The following is a 21,233-nucleotide window of genomic DNA, read 5'->3' as shown; positions in this document are numbered from 1 at the left end:
GCTGGCGACCGGCGGACGGGGCCGGTCGGTGGGCAGCCGCAGCTCCTCCGGCAGTCCGGCCAGCGTGGTCCGCCAGTACTCCAGCTGGCGGGCGATCTCGCTGTCGGTCTCGGTCTCGCTGCCGAGCACCTCGCGCTGCCACAGCGTGTAGTCCGCGTACTGGATCGGCAGCGGCGCCCAGCCGGGCGCCCGGCCCTCCAGCCGGGCGGCGTACGCCTCGGCGAGGTCGCGGGCCATCGGCGCCATGGACATTCCGTCGCCGGCGATGTGGTGCATCACGATGAGCAGCACGTGCCGGTCGGCGCCCAGCCGGTAGAGGTGGGCCCGCATCGGCAGTTCGGCGGCCAGGTCGAAGCCGTGGAAGGCGGCCTCCTCCATGGCGATGTTCAGGCCGGCCTCGTCGACGTCGCGGAGGACGAGCTCGGGGGCGGTCCCGCCGGGCGCGGCGATCGACTGCCGGGGGATGCCGTCGATCTCGGGGAAGGTGGTGCGCAGGCTCTCGTGCCGTGCCACCACGTCACCGAGCGCCTCGCGCAGGGCCACCACGTCGATCGGCCCGTTCAGCCGCGCGGCCAGCGGGAGGTTGTACGTGGAGCTCGGGCCTTCGAGGCGGTGGAGGAACCACAGGCGGCGCTGGGCGAACGACAGCGGCACCAGCTCCGTGCGGTCCATCGGGCGCACGGCGGCACGGGCGGCGGACGCGCCCGTCACCGCCGGGGCGAGCGCGGCGACGGTGGGCGCCTCGAAGACGTCCCGCACGGCCAGTTCCACGCCCAGGGCGCCGCGGATCCGGCTGACCAGCTTGGTCGCCAGCAGGGAGTGGCCGCCCAGGGTGAAGAAGTCGTCGTCGACCCCGACCGACGGCAGTTGGAGCACCTCGGCGAACAGGCCGCAGAGGATCTCCTCGCGCGGGCCGCGCGGGGCACGGCCGGCCGGTCGCACCTCGGTCTCGGGCACCGGCAGCGCTCCACGGTCCAGCTTGCCGTTGGGCAGCAGCGGGAACTCCTCCAGGAGCACGAACGCCCCGGGAACCATGTAGTCCGGCAGCCCGGCCGCCACATGGGCCTTCAGTTCGGCGGGCCGTACGGCGCCGGCCGCCGGCACCGCGTAGCCGACGAGGCGGCGGCCGCCGCGCGGGTCCTCCTGGGCGACCACGGCGGCCCGGGCCACACCGGGGTGGGTGCGCAGGACGGCCTCGATCTCGCCGAGTTCGATCCGGAAGCCGCGGACCTTCACCTGGTGGTCGGCACGGCCGGCGTAGTCCAGTTCGCCGTCGCTGTTCCAGCGCACCAGGTCACCGGTGCGGTACATGCGGCCGCCGGGGGCGCCGAACGGGTCGGCGGTGAACCGCTCGGCGGTGAGGCCGGGGCGGTCGTGGTAGCCGCGCGCCAGTTGCGCACCGGCGATGTACAGCTCACCGGTGACGCCGTCGGGCACGGGCCGCAGGGCGGCGTCCAGCACGTAGACCTGGGTGTTCCAGACGGGGCGGCCGATGGGTGCGGCGTTCCGTGCCCGGTCCGACGGTCCTTCGGACAGGGTGTGGGCGGTCACCACGTGCGTCTCGGACGGCCCGTAGTGGTTGTGCAGCGTCCGTCCGGGGGCGTCGCACAGGTCGCGGACCCGGCCGCCGAGCGTCAGCGCCTCGCCGGCCTGCGCGACGTGCCGCAGGGCCGGCAGGTCGGTGCCGTGCTCCGCGACGGCCTCGCCGAGCGCGTCCAGCATCATCGTGGGGGCGTACAGCTCGGTGATGTCACGCTCGGCCAGCCAGGCCGCGAACCGGGCGGGGTCGCGCCGGGTGTCCTCCTCCGGCATCACCAGCGTCTTGCCGTCCAGCAGCGCCGACAGGATCTCCTGGGCGGAGACGTCGAAGCTGACGGCGGTGAACTGGGCGACCCGGGCGCCGGGTTCGCCGGGCAGGGTCGCGGCGTGCCACGCCATCAGGTTGATCAGCGCGCCGGAGGGCAGCACCACGCCCTTGGGCCGGCCCGTGGAGCCGGAGGTGTAGATCAGGTAGGCGGGGTGCTGCGGCCGCAGCGGGGAGGTCCGCTCGTCGTCGCGCGGGTCGGTGGGCGCGAGCCCGGCCAGCTCGGTCCGCACCTGCGGGTCGTCGAGCGCCAGCATCGGCCCGGCGGGCAGCCGGCCGGCCACGTCGGCGGTGGTCAGCACCACGTCCGGCGCGGCGTCGGCCAGCATGAAGGAGATCCGCTCGGCCGGGTACTCCGGGTCGAGCGGCAGGTAGCCCGCACCGGACTTGAGTACGGCGAGCAGCGCGACGACCAGGTCCGTCGAGCGGGGCAGGGCGAGCCCCACGACGCGCTCGGGGCCGGTGCCGCGCGCCATGAGCAGCCGGGCGAGCCGGTTGGCCCGCTCGTTCAGCCCGGCGTAGCTCAGCTCCTCGTCGCCGTACACCAGGGCGGTGGCCCCGGGGTGGGCCGCGACCCGGTCCTGGAAGAGGGCGGGGAGGGAGGTGGCGGGCACCTCGTGCTCGGTGTCGTTGCGGGCGACGAGCAGTTCGTGCCGGGCGACCGGGTCCAGCACCTCGATCCTGCCGACCGGGCGGCCCGGTTCGGCGAGGACGTTCTCCAGCACCCGTACGTAGGCGGCGGCGACGCGCTCCGCGGTCGCCTCGTCGAACAGGTCCTTGCTGTACTCGACGAAGCCCTCGACACCGCCGGGGCGTCCGTCGGCCGAGTAGCTCTCGCGCAGGCTGAACAGCAGGTCGAACTTGGCGACCCGGGTGTCCACACGCTGGGTGCCGACCTCCACGCCGGGCAGCCGGAACGGCGCGGACGGGTTGTTGTGGAGGGTGAGCATCACCTGGAACAGCGGGTGCCGGGACATCGACCGGTCCGGGTTGATCACCTCGACGAGCCGCTCGAACGGCACCTCCTGGTGGGCGTAGGCCGCCAGGTCGGCCTCCCGTACCTGGCCCAGCAGGGTGCGGAAGTCGGGGTCCTGCGACAGGTCGGTGCGCAGCACCAGGGTGTTGATGAAGAAGCCGACCAGGTCGTCCAGCGACTCGTCGCTGCGCCCGGCGATCGGGGTGCCGACGGGGATGTCCGTTCCGGCGCCCAGCCGGTGCAGCAGCACCGCGAGGCCGGCCTGCAGCGTCATGAACACGCTGGCCTGGCAGTTGCGGGAGAGGGCGACCAGGCGCTGGTGGACCTCCTGGTTGATCCGGAAGCCGACGGTGCCGCCCCGGTAGGTGGCGACCGCCGGACGCGGCCGGTCCACCGGCAGGTTCAGCTCGTCCGGCAGTCCGGCCAGCGTCCCGCGCCAGAAGTCCAGCTGGCGCGAGACCGGGCTGTCCGGGTCGTCCTCGCTGCCCAGCACGTCGCGCTGCCACAGCGCGAAGTCGGCGTACTGCACCGGCAGCGGTTCAAAGGCCGGCTCGTCGCCGCCGCACCGCGCGTCGTACGCCACGGACAGATCGCGCCCGAACGGGACGGCCGACCACTCGTCCATGACGATGTGGTGCATCAGCACCAGCAGCACGTGCTCCTCGGCGCCCAGGCGCAGCAGCCGTGCCCGTACCGGCGGTTCGGCGGTCAGGTCGAAGCCGCCGCTCGCGGCCTCGGTGAGGGCCGCCTCCAGACCGGCCGGGTCGACGTCGGCCACCGGCAGCTCGGGCGTGGCGTCCACGACGACCTGGCAGGGCGTGCCGTCCCGGTCGGGGAAGACGGTGCGCAGCAGTTCGTGGCGCCCGGCCACGTCGGCCAGCGCGGCGCGCAGGGCGTCGACGTCCAGCGGGCCGGTCAGCCGGGCCGCCATCGGCACGTTGTACGCGGGGCTCGGGCCCTCGAACTGGTTGATGAACCACAGCCGGGTCTGCTGGAGGGAGAGCGGTACGTCGGCCGGCCGCTCGACCGCCTCGACGCGCCGGGTGGTCGTGCCGTCCGTGGTGAGCTGCTGGGCGAGTCCGGCGACGCTCGGGTCCTCGAAGAGGCTGCGCAGCGAGAACTGCACACCGAACACCGACCGGATCCGGGTGACCAGCCGCGTCGCCAGCAGCGAGTGGCCGCCGAGCTCGAAGAAGCTGTCGTCGATGCTGACCACGGACGCGCCGAGGATCTCGGCGAACAGCCCGCACAGGATCTCCTCCTGCGGGGTGCGCGGGGCGCGGCCGGAGGCCACCCCGGAGAAGTCCGGGGCCGGCAGGGCGCGCTTGTCCAGCTTCCCGTTGGGCGTCACGGGGAGCTCGTCGAGGGTGACGAAGGCCGCGGGCACCATGTAGTCGGGCAGGCTCTCGCCGAGCCGGGTGCGCAGCAGGGCCGCGGTGGGGCGGTCCGCGCCGGGCCGGGCGACCAGGTAGGCCACCAGCCGGCGGTCGCCCGGCCGGTCCTCGCGGATCACGACGGCGGCCTGGGCGATGCCGTCGTGGGCGAGGAGCGCCGACTCGATCTCGCCGAGTTCGATGCGGAAGCCGCGGATCTTCACCTGGTGGTCGGCGCGTCCGTTGAAGTCGAGTTCGCCGTCGGCGGTCCAGGTGGCGACGTCGCCGGTGCGGTACATCCGTGAGCCGGCCGGGCCGAACGGGTCGGCGACGAACCGTTCGGCGCTCAGCGCGGGACGGTCCAGATAGCCGCGGGCCAGGCCCGTGCCGGCCACGTACAGCTCACCGCGCACACCGGGCAGCACCGGTCGCAGGGCGGCGTCGAGGACGTAGACGCGGGTGCCGGTGATCGGGCCGCCGATCGGCGGCACGGCCTCACCGGACAGGGGCGCGCTCATGGTCGCGCAGACGGTGGTCTCGGAGGGGCCGTACGCGTTGATCATGCGGCGTCCGGCGGACCAGCGGCCGACCAGCTCCGGCGAGGTCGCCTCACCGGCGACGACCAGCGTGATGCCCTCGGGCAGCGCGTCGGGCTCCAGGACCGCCAGCGCGGCCGGCGGGATGGTGGCGTGGGTGACGCCCTGCTCGGCCACCAGGTCGGCCAGCGGCCGCCCGGGGTTGAGCCGGTCGGCGGGTGCCAGGACCAGGGCCGCGCCGCTCAGCAGGCCCATCACCAGCTCCCAGAACGCGGCGTCGAAGCTGATCGAGGCGAACTGCAGCACCCGGCTTCCGGGGCCGACCTCGAACCGCTCGACCTGCGAGGCCACCAGGCTCGAAACACCGCGGTGCGTCACCACGACGCCCTTGGGCCGGCCCGTGGACCCGGAGGTGTAGATGAGGTAGGCGGGGCTGTCGACCGAAGCCGTCACGGCGGGAACCGCGTCCCCCGGAGCCGCCGCGACGAGCGCGGCCGTCGCCGGATCGTCCAGGACGATCCGCGCCGCCCGGTCACCGGACGGCAGGGTGTCCGCCAGGGCGGCCGTGGTCAGCACCACGCCGGGCCGGGCGTCGTCGAGCATGTACGCGATGCGCTCGGCCGGGTAGTCGGGATCGACCGGCAGGTAGGCGGCGCCGGCCTTGTGCACGGCGAGCACGGCGACCGCCAGGTCCGCCGACCGGGGCAGCGCCAGCGCGACGAAGTCCTCCGGCCGCACGCCCGCGGACACCAGGTGGTGCGCCAGCCGGTTCGCCCGGCGGTCCAGCTCGGCGTACGGGAGCGTCGTCCCCTCGAAGACGACCGCCGGATCGTCGGGCGCCTGGGCGACCCGCTCCGCGAACAGCTCCGGCACGGTCCGCGGGGAGGCGGCGCCGGTGGCGTTGCGGGTGTGCAGTATCTCCTCGCGCTCCGCGCCGGCGAGGACGTCCAGGCGGCCCACGGGACGGCCGGGCTCACGCACGACCGCTTCCAGGACGCGCACCAGACGGGCGCCGATCGCCTCGACGTCGGCGGCGCTGAACACGTCGGGCCGGTAGCCGAAGCGGAAGCGCAGGGTCTCACCGGGCAGGGCGGCGACGCTGAGCGGGTAGTGGTTGGCGTCGGCGCCGTGGGCGGCGGCGATCGTCAGACCGGCGAGCTCGCGGAAGCCCTTCTCGTCGAAGGGGTAGTTCTCGGTGACGGTGATGGTGTCGAAGAGCTCGCCCGGCGCCCCGGCCAGGGCGTGGATGTCGGGCAGGTTCAGGTGCTGGTGGGCCATCAGCCCGGCCTGCTGGCGCTGGAAGCGGGCGAGCATCTCGCCCACCGGCTCCGCCGGGTCCAGCCGCACCCGCACCGGCAGGGTGTTGATGAACAGGCCGATGACGTTCTCCACGCCGGGGATGTCCGCCGGCCGCCCGGAGACGGTGCCGCCGAACACCACGTCGTCGCGGCCGGTGAGGCGGCCGAGGACGACGGCCCAGGCGCCCTGGAAGACCGTGTTCAGGGTCAGGTCGTGCTTGCGGGCCGTCTCGGTCAGGGCACGGCTCAGCCCGGCAGGCACCTCCACCAGCAGGCGGTCCGGCGCCACGGCGGCCTCCGGCCCTTCGGACACCAGCCGGGTCGGCTCCTCGACGCCGGCCAGCACCGTGCGCCACGCCTCCTCCGCCGCGGGGCGGTCCTGCCGCGCCAGCCAGGCGAGGTAGTCGCGGTAGGGCGTCACCGGCGGCAGCCCGGACGCGTCGCCGCCGGCGGCGTACAGCGTGAACAGGTCCGTCATCAGGCGGCCCACGGACCAGCCGTCGAGCAGGATGTGGTGGTGCGCCAGGATCAGCCGGTGGCGTCCCTCGCCGTGGTGGATCAGCGTGAAGTGCAGCAGCGGCGGCCTGGTCAGGTCGAACGTGCGCTCCGACTCGGCGGCGGTGTGCTCCTCCAGCCGCTCCGCCCGCTGCTCCTCGGGAAGGTCCCGCAGGTCGAACTCCTGCCAGGGCAGGGCGACGTCCCGGGGGATGAGCTGCACCGGGCGGCTGAGCCGCTCGTAGCGGAAGGCGGCCCGCAGGTTCGGGTGCCGCTCCAGCAGGGAGGCGACCGACGCGCGCATCGCCGCGACGTCGAGATCGCCCTCCAGGTCGAGGCAGATCCTGGCCGTGTAGATGTCGAGCGAACGCTCGCTGTAGACGCTGTGGAAGAGCAAGCCTTCCTGCAGCGGCGAGAGCGGCAGGACGTCCTGGAATCCCGGCTTCGTCATGAGGAGAAGTACCTTCCGTCAGCTTCCAGCACGTCGATTTCGTCCTGATCGAGACCGACCAGGGAAAGGTCGGACGGGGTGTGCCCACCGGCGTCCACGGCCTGCGAGCGGGTTACGAGGGCTTCCAGCGCGCGGAACCAGTCATCGACCAGTTCGCCCACTCCGGTCCCGTCGGTCAGCTCGCCGCGCCACACACAGGTCACGGCCAGGCTCGGCCCCTCCGCCCCGGCGGTGACCGAGGAGGTCACCTCCAGTGCGTGGCCCTCGCGCAGCCCGGCGGCCGGCTCGGCCTGCCGTGCGCGGAGCGGCCAGCCGGCGCCGTCCTCGGTGTCCGTCCGGCCGAGGCGGCCGAAGCCGACGGCCGGTGCGGGCAGTGCGGCCAGCACCGGGGCGGTGCGCGGGTTGAGATGGCGCAGCATGCCGTAGCCGACGCCGTGGTCCGGCACCGAACGCAGTTGCTCCTTCACCGCCTTGACGGCGTTGCCGACGGCCTGGCCGCCCGAGGCCAGCTCGGCCCGGTCGACGTTGCCGGGGTCCAGGCGCACCGGGTGCGCCCCGGCGAAGAGCCCCAGGGCCCGGGTCAGGTCCTGGCCGTCGGCGAACGTCTGCCGTCCGTCGCGCTCCAGGTCCACGAGGACGCTCGTGCCACTGAGGTGGTCCCGCAGTCTGCGCCGCCGCCAGTGCGCGAAGGCCAGGGAGAACGCGGTGAGCAGCAGGTCGTCCACGTCACAGTTGAACGCTTCGGGCGCCCGGTGGAGCAGCGGTTCGGTCGCCCGCGCCGGCAGCGTGCGGGTCAGGGTGCCCGGAGCGTCGGTCACGCCGACCCCGGGCTTCGGAGCCGGTTCGGTGACCCGGCTGTCCGGGGCGGTGAGGACCGCCGTCCAACGGTCCAGTTCCCGCTCGCGCTCCGGGTCCTGGGCGGCGGCCAGCAGTTGCTGCGCCCAGCGGCGGTAGGACGTGCCGTCCGGGTACGGGGCCGGCTGCCCGCCGGAGGCCAGGGCCTCCCAGCAGGTGGCGAGGTCGGCGCGGAGCAGGTGCAGGGACTCCGCGTCGGCGGCGAGACCGTGCACCAGCACCAGCAGGAGTCCCGGTCCGGCGTCCCCGGTGTCCGCGGGCTCCGTGGCGTCGAACCAGACGAACCGGGCGATGTCGCCCGTCTCCGGGTCGAGCCCGCGGGCGGCCCGCGCCCCGTGGTCGCGTACCGCGGCGTCGAGCGCCTCGGGACGGAGCCCGGCCACGGGTATGCGGGTGACCGTGCGCGCGGCGTCCACCGTGCCGGGGGGCCGCACCTCCAGGCTCCAGCGGCCACCGTCGTCGTGACGTCCGAGTCTCAGCCGCAGGGCGTCGTGACGCGCCGCGAGCATGCCCGCGAGGGTGTGGAGGCGGTCGAGGTCGAGGCCCGGGGGCGTCTCCAGCAGCAGTGACCGGTGGTGTCCGGTGAACACACCGCCGCGCTCCCGCAGCTCGTGCACCGACGGCGGCAGGGGAAGCCCGCCGAGCCGTGCGCCGGACGACTCGACGAGCACGTCGGGGACGTCGGTCGCCGCCGTGGCGAGACCTTCGACGGTCCGGTGGACGAACACGTCCTCCGGCTTGAGCTGGAGCCCTCTGCCGCGGGCGCGGCCGACGAGCTGGATCGAGACGATGCTGTCGCCGCCGAGGTCGAAGAAGCTGTCGTGGATGCCCACCGAGGGCAGTCCGAGGACTTCGGCGAACAGTTCGCACAGCACCTCCTCGCGCGGGGTGCGCGGTGCCACGTTCCCGACGAGGGCGGAGAAGTCGGGGGCGGGGAGGAGCTTGCGGTCGACCTTGCCGTTCGGGGTGAGCGGGAGGGCGTCGAGCGCGACGAACGCGGCAGGGACCATGTAGTCCGGCAGGACCTTGGCCGCGTGCTCCCGCAGTTCGGCGGCGTCCGGGACCTCCTGTCCGGCGGGCGCGACCGCGTAGGCGACCAGCCGGGTGTTGTCGTCACCGTCGGTCCGGGCCACCACGGTCACCTGGACCAGCGCCGGATGGGCGGCGAGCACGGCCTCGATCTCGCCGAGTTCGATGCGGAACCCGCGGATCTTCACCTGGTCGTCGGCACGGCCGACGAACTCCAGGTCGCCCAGGGCGTTCCAGCGCGCCACGTCGCCGGTGCGGTACATCCGCGAGCCGGCCGGGCCGAACGGGTCGGCGACGAACCGTTCGGCGCTCAGCGCGGGGCGGTCCAGGTAGCCGCGGACCACTCCGTCGCCGGCCAGGAACAGATCACCCGGAACACCGGCGGGCACCGGCCCGAGGCGGGCGTCGAGGACGTAGACCTGGGTGTTGGCGATCGGGCGGCCGATCACCGGGGCGCCGGGACGCCCGTCGAGCGCGGCGGTGGTGGACCACACGGTGGTCTCGGTCGGCCCGTACATGTTGCGTACGCCGGCGGACAGTTCACGCAGCCGCGCGGCGAGCTGCGTGGGCAGCGCCTCGCCGCCGACCAGCACCCGCAGCCCGGACAGCGCTTCGGGGCGTACGGAGGCCAGCGCCTGCCACAGCGTCGGCGTGGCCTGGGCCAGGGTCGCCCCGTTGTCCGTGATCAGCCCGGCCAGCCGGTCCATGTCGCGGACCTGCTCGGTGGCGGCCACCACCAGGCGTGCGCCGGCGACCAGGGGGACGAACAGTTCGAGGGCGGCGATGTCGAAGGCGACGGTGGTGACCGCGACGAGGACGTCGGCCTCGGTCACCGGAAGCCTCTCGTGCATGTCCAGCACGAAGTTGGCGATGTTCGCCCGGGTGACCACCACGCCCTTGGGGCGGCCGGTGGAACCCGATGTGTAGATCACGTAGGCCGGGTGGTCGCCGCGGACCGGGGGCGTCGGGTCGCTCCCCGGCAGGGCGGCGATCCGCTCCCGCAGCGCCGGGTCGTCCACCGCGAGGACGCGTGTGCCGTCGGGTACGGGCAGGTCGCCGGTGAGCGCGGACGTCGTCAGCACCAGCCCGGGTGAGCCGTCCTCAAGGATGTAGCGGACCCGCTCCGCCGGGTAGGCGGGGTCCAGCGGGATGTAGGCCGCGCCGGACTTGAGGACCGCCAGCAGGGCGACCACCAGGTCGAGCCCGCGCGGCAGGCTCACCGCGATCCGGACCTCCGGGCCGGCGCCGAGGCCGGTCAGGTGGCGCGCCAGCCGGTTCGCCCGCGCGTTCAGCTCCGCGTAGCCGGTCTCCTCGGCGTCGGCCACCACCGCGACCCGTCCGGGGTGACGGGCCGCCGCCGCTTCGATCCTCTCGACCAGCGACCGGGGGCCGAAGTCGGCCCCGGTGGTGTTCCACTCACGCAGCAGCGTGGTGCGCTCGGCGGGGGTCAGGACGTCGGCCTCGCCGACGGACCGGTCGGGGTCGGCGGTGAGCTGCTCCATGAGGTGGAGGAACTGTTCGGTCATCCGCACCACGGTGGAGTGGTCGAACAGGTCGGTGCTGTACTCGGCGACGGCCTCGATGCCCGCGGGCTCGTCGTTGTCGCCGAACTTCTCCCGCAGATTCCAGTTAAGGTCGAACTTCGCGACGTTGAGGTCGAGTTGACGGCGTCGGGCCGTGACGCCCGGCAGGTCGAAGTCGGCGTCGGAGTGGTTGTGCAGGCTGATCATCACCTGGAAGAGCGGGTGACGGGCCATGGCGCGATCCGGGTTCAGCACCTCGACGACCCGCTCGAACGGAACGTCCTGGTGGGCGTAGGCGGAGAGGTCGGCGTCGCGTACCCGGCCGAGGAGTTCGGCGAAGGTCGGATCGCCGGACAGATCGCCGCGCAGCACGAGGTTGTTGACGAAGAAGCCCACCAGGTCGTCGAGGGACTCGTCCGTCCGGCCGGCGACGGGGGTGCCGAGCGGGATGTCGGTGCCCGCGCCGAGGCGGTGCAGCAGCACCGACATGCCGGCCTGCAGGACCATGAACATGCTGGCCCGGCAGCGGCGGGCGAGCGCCGCCAGGTCCCGGTGCAGAGCGGGGCTCATCCGGAAGGTGGCCCAGCCGCCGCCGTGGGACGGGATCGCGGGCCGTGCCCGGTCCACCGGCAGGCTCAGCTCGTCCGGCAGACCGGCCAGCGTCTCGCGCCAGTACGCCAGTTGCGTGGAGGCCACGCTGTCCGGGTCGTCCTCGCCGCCCAGCACGGAACGCTGCCAGAGCGTGTAGTCCGGGTACTGCACCGGCAGGGGCTCCCAGGCGGGGGCGGCGCCGTCGCACCGCGCGCCGTAGGCCGCCGCGAGGTCCCTGGCGAAGGGGCCGGTGGACCAGCCGTCGACCACGATGTGGTGCATGACGACGACGAGCGCCGCCGGGCGGCCGTCGACCCGCAGCAGGGCCGCGCGTACGGGCAGTTCGACGGTCAGGTCGAAGCCCTCGCCCGCGATCCGGCGTACGGCGTCGTCCAGTTCCCCGGCGGCGACGTCGAGCTCGGTGAACTCGGGCGCCGCCACCGTGGCGTCGAGCACCGCCTGGTAGGGCGTGCCGTCCCGGTCGGGGAAGATCGTGCGCAGCGCCTCGTGGCGGGAGACGACGTCGCCGAACGCCGCGCGCAGCGCGGAGCTGTTCACCGGGCCGTCCAGATCGAGCGCGACGGGCAGGTTGTAGGTGGCGCCGCCGGTGTCGAAGCGGTTGAGGAACCACAGCCGCATCTGGCCGTGCGACAGGGGCAGCAGGGCCGGCCGCGGTCCGGCGGCGGGCGCCGAGCGGGCCTGCGGCGCGCCCGGCAGCGCCGCGGCCAGAGCGGCGACCGTCGGGCTTTCGAACAGGGCGCGGATCGGCAGCTCCGTGCCGAAGACCGAGCGGACCCGGCTCACCAGCCGGGTGGCGAGGAGGGAGTGGCCGCCCAGGTCGAAGAAGCTGTCGTCCGGCCCGACGTGCGCCACGTCCAGGATGTCGGCGAAGAGCCCGCAGAGGATCTCCTCCTGCGGGGTGCGCGGGGCGCGGCCGGTGCCGGTGGCGGTGTGCTCGGGTGCGGGCAGGGCACGGCGGTCGACCTTGCCGTTCGGGCTCAGCGGCAGGTCGTCGAGGACGACGTAGGCCGAGGGCACCATGTAGTCGGGCAGGCCGGCGGCGGCCTCACGGGCGACCTCGGCGGCGTCGAGCGGGCCGGCGGCCGGCACGAGGTAGGCGACCAGGCGCTGGTCGCCGGGGGTGTCCTCGCGCACCAGGACGGTGGCCTTGGCGACGTGCGGGTGGCGCAGCAGGGCGTTCTCGATCTCGCCGACCTCGACGCGGAAGCCGCGCAGTTTGACCTGGTCGTCCACGCGCCGCAGGAAGCACAGGTCGCCGCCGGACGTCCACTTGACGATGTCGCCGGTGCGGTACATGCGGGTTCCGGGCGGGCCGAAGGGGTTGGGCACGAACCGTTCGGAGGTCAGCGCCTGCCGGTGGAGATAGCCGCGGGCGATGCCCTCGCCCGCCACGTACAGCTCGCCGGCCACGCTCACGGGTACCGGCTGCAGCTTCTCGTCCAGCACATACAGCCAGGTGTTGGGCATCGGGTCGCCGATCGGCAGCGGCCCGCTGTCGACCGGCTCGCCGGCCCCGATCACGTACTGGGTGCAGTTGACCGTGGTCTCGGTGGGTCCGTAGCCGTTGTAGATGTTCGCCCCGGGGTGACGCTCCCGCCACTCGGTCAGCGACCCGCCGAGCAGCAGCTCGCCGCCGAGCATCAGCTCCCGCGTGGGCGAGAACTCCTCGGGCAGCGCCTCCAGCAGCGACAGATGGCTCGGCGTCGCCTTGAGGAACGTGGTCGGGGACCGGCGCAGGGACTCCACCGTCAGCGGGTCGCCGTCGTCGAGGGTGGCGAGGACCAGCCGGCCGCCGAGCGAGAGCGTGGTGTACAGCGCGGTGACCGTCAGGTCGAAGGAGATCGGGCTGTGCAGTACGGCGGTTCCCGCCGCGCTCGGATAGGCCGACGTGCTCCACCGCAGGTAGTCGCTCAGACAGTGCTGCTCGGTCAGGACGCCCTTGGGCCGGCCCGTCGATCCCGAGGTGTAGATGGCGTACACGGCATGGTGCGGGTCGGCCGGGAAGAGCCGGTCCCGGTCCGTCGGGTTCGTCGCCGGGCGGGCGGCGACCGTCTCGGCCGTACCCGGGTCGTCCAGTCGCAGCTGCGGCAGGTCCGGGGTGTCCGTGAGGCTCGCGCCGATGGTGCCGTCGGTGACGAGCAGCGTCGCGGAGGCCGCGTCGAGGATGTAGGCGATGCGCTCCGCCGGGTAGTCCGGGTCGACCGGAACGTACGCGGCGCCCGACTTCTGGACGGCGATCAGGGCGATCACCAGCTCGGGGGCGCGGGGCAGGGCCACCGCGACCCACTGCTCCGCACCGACGCCGCGGGCAATCAGCTGGTGCGCCAGCCGGTTGGCCCGGTCGTTCAGCTCCCGGTAGGTCGTCTCCTGGCCCCGGTGGACCAGGGCGACCGTGTCGGGGGTCCGCGCCGCCTGGCTCTCGAACCGCTCGACGAACGTCGGCGGGACCTCGTCGCGTATCTCACCGACCCCGAGGGCGAGGATCCGGCGGCGGGCGGTCTCACCGAGGAGGTCCAGCTCGCTGACCCGTCGCGTGGGGTCGGCGGCGATCGACTCCAGCAGCCGGCCGAACCGGGCGGAGATGTCCTCCGCGCTGGCGCGGTCGTACAGGTCGGTGCTGAAGCTGAGGAGGCCGGTGATGCCCGCGGGCGCGTCCTCGTCGTCGTAGCGGTCGCCCATCGAGAACGACAGGTCGAACTTGGCGACCTCCGTGTCCACCGGGTAGGCGCGGGTGCTCAGACCGGGGAGGTCGGGGTCGGACGCGGGCGTGTTCTCGAAGTTGAGCAGCACCTGGAACAGCGGGTGGCGGGAGAGCGAGCGTTCCGGGTTGAGCCTCTCCACCAGCAGCTCGAACGGCACGTCCTGGTGGGCGTAGGCCGACAGGTCCCACTCGCGGACCCGGTCCAGGAGTTCGCGGAAGGTCGGGTCGCCGGTGAGGTCGTTGCGCAGGACGAGCGTGTTGACGAAGAAGCCGACCAGGTCGGCCAGCGACTCGTCGTTGCGTCCGGCGACCGAGGTGCCGATGGGGACGTCGTCGCCGCCGCCCATGCGGTTCAGCAGCGTCGCGAGCGCGGCCTGCATCACCATGAAGAGGCTGGCGCCGGAGCCGCGCGCGATGTCCAGCAGCCGGGCGTGCGTCCGGGGGCCGACCGTGATCGGCACGAACCCGCCGCCGTGGCTGGAGACCGCCGGGCGGGGCCGGTCCGTCTGCAGCTCCAACTGGTCCGGCAGGCCCACGAGTGCCGACTTCCAGTGGGCGATCTGCCGCGCCAGCACACTGTCGGCATCGTCGATGGAGCCGAGCACCTCGCGCTGCCACAGCGCGTAGTCGGCGTACTGCACCGGCAGCGGCGTCCAGGCGGGCTCCCGGCCCGCCACGCGGGCCGCGTAGGCGGTGGAGAAGTCGGTCGTCAGCGAGGCCAGCGACCAGCCGTCGGCGACGATGTGGTGCACCACGACCAGGAGCACGTGCTCGGTGGGGTCGAGCACGAACAGCTCGCCCCGCAGCGGCAGTTCCGCCGCCAGATCGAAACCGCGGCGGGCGGCCGCGGTGAGCCGCGCGTCGAGCTCCGGCTCGCTCACCTCGGTCACCGACAGCGGGGGGACGGCCTCGTCCGCGGGCACGACCGACTGGATCGGCACACCGTCCCGGTCGAGGAAGACCGTCCGCAGGCTCTCGTGCCGGACGGCCACGTCGTGCAGCGCCCCGAGGAGGGCGGCACGGTCTAGGGGGCCGGTGAGGCGCAGGCAGATGCCGAGGTTGTAGGTCGGCCCCGGGCCCTCCATACGGTTCAGGAACCACAGCCGCTGCTGGGTGAACGACACCGGCACCTCGGCCGGGCGTTCCACCGGGACCACCCGGGCCCGGGCGGTGCCGGCCCGCTCGACGCGCTTCGCCAGCAGGGCGACGGTCGGCGCCTCGAAGAGGTCGCGCACCGTGAGGGCGACGCCCTGCACCGACTGGATCCGGCTGATCAGCCGGCTCGCGATCAGCGAGTGCCCGCCGAGGTCGAAGAAGCTGTCGTCGATGCCGACCGAGGAGAGCTGCAGGATCTCCGCGAAGTGCCCGCAGAGGACCTGCTCGGTGGAGGTGCGGGGCTGCCGGCCGGCGCGGTCGCCGGCGAACTCCGGCGCGGGCAGGGCGCCGCGGTCGAGCTTGCCGTTGTGGTTGAGCGGCAGTCGGGGCAGCGTCACGAAGGCCGCGGGCATCATGTAGCTGGGCAGGGTGGTCGCCACCTGCTCGCGCAGGCCGTCGATGTCGGCCTCCGTGCCGCTCACGGGCACGACGTAGGCGACCAGTTGCTTGTGGTGGTGCCGGTCCTCCCGGGCGATCACCACCGTCTGCGCCACCGAGGGGTCCTGGGCGATGACCGACTCGATCTCGCCGGTCTCGATGCGGAATCCGCGGACCTTGACCTGTTCGTCGGCGCGTCCGACGTAGTCGAGCTGCCCGTCGGCCGTCCACCGCACCACGTCGCCGGTCCGGTACATCCGTGAGCCGGCCGGGCCGAAGGGGCAGGCCACGAACCGCTCCGAGGTCAGCCCCCGCCGGTCCAGGTAGCCGCGCGCGAGCCCCGTACCGGCGAGGTACAGCTCACCCGCGACACCGGCGGGCACCGGCCGCAGCCAGGCGTCCAGCACGTACACCCGGGTGTTGGCGACGGGGCGGCCGATCAGCGGCTCGGCGGAGCCGCCGTCGGCGTGCCAGGCGGTGGCGTAGACCGTGGCCTCGGTCGGGCCGTAGAAGTTGGCGATGCGCGCCTGCGGCAGGGCGGCGCGGATGTCCGCGACCGCCCGCCCGGTGAGCGCCTCACCGGCGAGCACCACCAGGTCGGCCGATGCGGGGACGGTGTCCTCGCCGATCAGCTGGGCCAGGGCGGACGGCACAGCGCTGATCAGCTTGCCCGACCAGCCCTCCGGCCGTTCGGTCAGCGCCAGCAGGTCGCGTACGACGTCGATGCGTCCGCCGCAGGTGAGCGGCGCGAAGATCTCGAAGACCGACACGTCGAAGTTGAGCGAGGTGGAGGCGAGCGTGTGGGACAGGGCGGGGGCGCCGAGTTCCCGTACGGCCCAGCCGACCAGGTTGGCGGCGCTGCGGTGCGGCACCACGACGCCCTTCGGCGTCCCGGTCGAGCCGGAGGTGTAGATCACGTAGGCGGCGTTGTCCGGGCCGAGCGGCGCCGTGCGGTCGGCGTCGGCCGGGGTGGTCGCCGGACGGGAGGCGACCGCCGCGGCCGTCGCGGCGTCGTCGAGTGCCAGCACGGGCACCCCGGCGACCGCTTCCTCGGGCCAGCCCGCCGGTACTCCGGAGGTGGTCACGAGCAGCACCGGGCGGGCGTCGCCCAGCAGCAGGGAGACACGCTCGGAGGGGTAGCCCGGGTCGATCGGCAGGTACGCGGCCCCGGACTTGAGCACCGCCACCAGGGCGACCAGCAGCTCCGTGGAGCGCGGCATGCCCAGCGCGACGACGCGTTCGGGGCCCGCGCCCCGGGCGATCAGTTCGTGCGCCAGCCGGTCGGCCGACCGGTGCAGTTCGCGGTAGGTCAGGGCCCGGGTTCCGTCGGACACCGCCACCGCGTCCGGGCTCGTGGCCGCGGCCCGCTCCAGAAGGTCGACCAGGGTGCCGTCCGGCAGGTCGGCGTCGGTGTCGTTCCAGGTCTCCAGGAGCCTCCGCCGCTCCGCGGGCGACAGCACGTCGACCGCGCGCACCGGCAGTCCGGGGTCGGCGACGGCCGTGTGCAGGAACCGCGACAGGCGGTCGGCGAGCATCTCCACCGTCGAGCGGTCGAAGAGGTCCTTGCGGAACTCGACCACGGCTTCGATACCGCCGGGGCCACCGGTCCCGTCGGCGCACTCGCTGAACTCGAAGGACAGGTCGAACTTGGCCATCGTGCGCACGCCGGGTTCGGCGACCGCCCTCAGGCCCGGGAAGTCCAGGGTCGGGTCCAGCTTCTTCTGCAGGGAGAACAGCACCTGGCACAGCGGGTGGCGGGCGAGCGAGCGCTCCGGGTTGAGCACCTCGACCAGCCGCTCGAAGGGCACGTCCTGGTTGGCGTAGGCCGACAGGTCCGCTTCGCGCACCCGGTCCAGCAGCTCCCGGAACGTCGGGTCGCCGGACACGTCGGTGCGCAGCACCAGCGTGTTGACGAAGAAGCCGATCAGCGGATCCAGGGCCTCGTCGCCGCGCCCCGCGACCGGGCTGCCCAGCACCACGTCGGTGTCGGCACCGAGCGTCGACAGCAGCGAGGCGAGACCCGTCTGGAGCACCATGAAGAGGGTGCTGCCGGACCGGCGGGCCAGCTCGGACAGGCCGCGGTGCAGCTCGGCGGGGAGCTTGAGCTCCACCACGTCGGACCGGTAGTCCGCCTCGGCCGGCCGGGGCCGGTCGGTGGGCAGCGCGGTCTCCTCCGGCAGGCCGGCCAGCTCGGTCCGCCAGAAGGCGAGTTGACGTGCCATGGCGCTGTGGGGGTCGCGGTCGTCGCCCAGGGCCTCGCGCTGCCACAGGGTGTAGTCCGGGTACTGCACGGCCGGCGGCTGCCAGTCGGGGGCGGCGCCCCGGCTGCGGGCGGAGTACGCGGTGGAGAGGTCGCGGGCCAGCACGCCGAGCGACCAGCCGTCGGCGACGATGTGGTGGACCACGACGGACAGCACGTGCTCGTTCTCGCGGAGCGCGAACAGGTCGGCGTGCAGAGGGAGTTCGGTGGCGAGGTCGAACGTTCCGGCGGCGCAGCTGGCCAGCGCGGCGGGCAGGTCCTCGTCGCTGATGGCGGCGACGGGCAGCTCGATCGTGAACGCCTCCGGGTCCAGGACGACCTGGCTCGGGACGCCCTTCGTGTCGGGGAAGACGGTCCGCAGGCTCTCGTGCCGGGCCAGTACGTCGCCGAACGCGGCGCGCAGCGCCGCATGGTCCAGCGGCCCGGACAGCCGTACCACCAGCGGGATGTTGTAGGCCGAGCCGGGGCCTTCCAGCCGGTCGAGGAACCACAGCCGGTTCTGGGCGTACGAGAGGGGGATCTGCGCCGGGCGGGGCATCGGGGCGAGTCCGGGCCGGGCGTTCTCGGCGCCGTTGACACGCTCCGCGAGGGCGGCCACGGTCGGCGCCTCGAAGAGCGCCCGGATCTCCAGCTCGACGCCGAAGACCGCACGGATCCGGCCGACCAGCCGGGTGGCCAGCAGGGAGTGGCCGCCCACGTCGAAGAAGTTGTCGTCGATGGTGACGCCGGGCACGCCGAGGGCCTCGGCGAACAGTCCGCACAGGACCTCTTCGGCCGGTGTGCGGGGGGCGCGTCCGGCCGAGCCCGCCACGAACTCCGGCTGGGGCAGGGCCTTGCGGTCCAGCTTGCCGTTGGCGGTGATCGGGAGCGCGGGCAGCGCCACGAACGCGGAGGGCACCATGTAGTCGGGCAGTGCGGCCGCCGCAGCCTCGCGCAGGGCCGCGAGGTCGACGCCCTCACGGCCGCCGACGGGGGTGACGTAGGCGACCAGCCGCTTGTCGCCCGGCTGGTCCTCGCGTACGACGACGGCGGCCTGCGCGACCTCGGCCAGGCCCTCGATCACGGCCTCGATCTCGCCCAGTTCGATCCGGAAGCCGCGGATCTTGACCTGGTGGTCGGCGCGTCCGACGAACTCCAGTTCACCTTCGGCGGTCCGGCGGGCCACGTCACCGGTGCGGTACATCCTGCTGCCGGGGGCGCCGAACGGGTCGGCGACGAACCGGTGGGAGGTGAGGTCCGGGCGCCCGTGGTACCCCCGGGCCAGCCCCTCGCCGGAGACGTACATCTCCGCCGCCACCCCGGACGGCACCGGGCGCAGGGCGTCGTCCAGCAGATGGACGCCGAGGTCGGGGATCGGGGTGCCGATGACGCTGCCGCGTTCGGCGCCCACCGACGTGGCGTCCAGCGCCACATGGCTGACGTGCACCGTGGTCTCGGTGATGCCGTACATGTTGACCAGGACGGGGGCGTCGGCCGGGTGCCTGTCGTACCAGGGCTCCAGCCGCCACAGGTCCAGCGCCTCGCCGCCGAAGACGACACGGCGCAGCGCGGGGAGGGCGCCGGCGTCGGAGGACTCCCGGTCGGCCCGCATGAGCTGGTAGAAGGCGGAGGGCGTCTGGTTGAGCACCGTGACCCGCTCGCGGGCCAGCAGCCGCAGGAACTCCTCCGGCGAACGGCTCACCTCGTGGGGGACGACGACCAGGCTGCCGCCGTGCAGCAGCGGACCCCAGATCTCCCACACGGAGAAGTCGAAGGCGTACGAGTGGAACAGCGTCCACACGTCGTCGGCGTCGAACCCGAACCACGGCTCGGTGGCGGTGAACAGGCGGACCACGTTGCGGTGCGGGACGACGACGCCCTTGGGCCGGCCGGTCGATCCCGAGGTGTAGATCATGTACGCGGCGTGCCGGGGGTCGAGCGCGGCGGTCCGCTCCGCCCCGGTGAGGTCGCCGTCGGCCCGACGGGCCAACTCCGCCACGATGCCCGGGTCGTCCAGCAGCAGCGGCTCGGCGGTGCCGGGGTCCGGCAGGCCGACGGTGCTCGCGCTGTCGGTCAGCAGCAGGACCGGGGCGGCGTCGGCGAGCATGAACGCGAGCCGGTCCGCCGGGTAGGCGGGGTCCAGCGGCAGGTACGCGGCGCCCGCCTTGAGCGTCGCCAGCAGCGCGACCACCATGTCCACGGAGCGCGGCATCGCCAGCGCGACGAACTGCTCGGGGCCCGCGCCGCGCGCCGTCAGCAGCCGGGCCAGCCGGTTCGCCCGGGCGTTGATCTCCCGGTAGGTGTGACGGGCGCCGTCCAGCACCACCGCGGTGCGGTCGGGATGCTCCGCGGCCACCCGCTCGAACAGCTCCGGCAGCGTCGCGGCGGGGTCCGCCGCCGCGACGGGGACGGCGGACCCGGCGGCGCGTTCACCGGCCGTGGTGGTGTCCAGCCGTCCCACCGGGGTCTGCGGGTCGCAGGCGCTCAGCCGGGAGAGGAGGTCGAGGAAGCGGCCCTGGTGCGCGGCGATGGAGGACTCGTCGTACAGCGCCGCGTTGGCGTCGAAGTCGAAGCGCAGGCCGCCGCCGGTGGAGCGGGTGTCCAGCACGAGGGCGAAGTCGGTGATCGGCCCGGTGGGGAGGTTGTGCGCGGTCGCGCTGTGCCCGGCGAACCGCAGCCCGTAGTCGAACAGCACCAGGTTCACGTGGGGTCCGACGAGGTGCTGCTCGCGGCCGAGCCGCAGGTCGCGCCGGATGTCCTCGTGCCGGTACCGCTGGTGGCGCACGGCCTCGCGCATCTCGGCGGAGACGGCGGCGAACAGTTCGCCGACGCTCTGCTCGGGCCTGACCCGCAGCCGCAGCGGCAGCAGGTTCGACACGCTGCCGGGGACGGCCCTCAGGGTGCGACCGGGCCGGGCGGCGGCCGGCAGGCCGATGACGACCTCGTCGGTTCCGGTGAGGCGCTGTACGTACAGGGCGAGAGCGGCGACCACGACGGTGGGCCAGCCGACGCCGACCTCGCGCGCGATGTCGCGGATCGCCTCGGCCTCGGCGGCGTCGAGCACCTCGCTGCGTCGGATCACCTTGCGGGGCAGGTGCTGCCGGCCACCGGAGAGGCTGACGGCGTCCTGCGCGCCGGCGAGCCGCTCGGTCCAGTAGGCGCGGTCGGCGGCGTACGCCTCGGACCCGGCGTAGTCCTGCTCGGCCGCCACCAGTTCCCGCAGCGGGCGGAACGGGCTGTCGGGCACGGGGGAGCCGGCCGTCAGCGCGGAGTAGACCTCCGACACCCTCGGCGCGAGCATGGCCACACCGGCGCCGTCCAGCAGGATGTGGTGGACCCGGTGGTACCAGAGCCAGCGGTCCTCGGCGACGCGGAACAGCGCGAACGCGAAGAGCCGGTCGCCGAACAGGTCGATCGGGAGCGTGTTGTCCTCGTCCATCAACGCCCGGGCGCTGCCGAGTGGATCGGGCTCTCCGGTGAGGTCGTGCACGGGGACCGTGAAGTCGACGGCGGGCAGGACCACCTGCTCGGGGAGCTCACCGTTCTCGACGAACCGCACCCGCAGCGCGTCGGTCTCGCCGACCACCCTGCGCAGGGCGCTCTCGAAAAGAAAAGGGTCCACGGGGCCGTGGATGTCCAGGTATTCGGCGATGTTGTAAACGGTGTGCGAGGAATCGATCCGCTGCGCGTACCAAATACCGGATTGTGCCGGCGTCAGAGGGAGTCGGACTTCACCGGATTCTGGCAC

2 protein-coding genes (1 of these 2 cut by a window edge) are annotated in these 21,233 nt (G+C 73.7%); both read right to left on the bottom strand.

Annotation, left to right across the window (positions count from 1 at the left end; translation table 11 throughout):
• Window positions 1-6,993, bottom strand: the beginning of a protein-coding gene (locus IE272_RS08670; RefSeq protein WP_190006581.1) for a non-ribosomal peptide synthetase. 7,194 nt of this gene lie to the left of the window's left edge; the window shows 6,993 of its 14,187 coding nt (coding positions 1-6,993); it begins with the start codon at window positions 6,991-6,993; its stop codon lies off the left edge, out of view.
• Complete coding sequence (locus tag IE272_RS08665) at window positions 6,990-21,233, bottom strand: non-ribosomal peptide synthetase (RefSeq protein WP_190006580.1); 14,244 nt, start codon at window positions 21,231-21,233, stop codon at window positions 6,990-6,992. Before IE272_RS08665 ends, IE272_RS08670 begins: the two co-directional genes overlap by 4 nt.

The organism is Streptomyces anulatus, assembly GCF_014650675.1.
In the GTDB taxonomy this organism is placed as follows: domain Bacteria; phylum Actinomycetota; class Actinomycetes; order Streptomycetales; family Streptomycetaceae; genus Streptomyces; species Streptomyces anulatus.
Note: the sequence above shows the minus strand (reverse complement) of the source record. Positions and strands in the feature narration are given on the sequence as shown.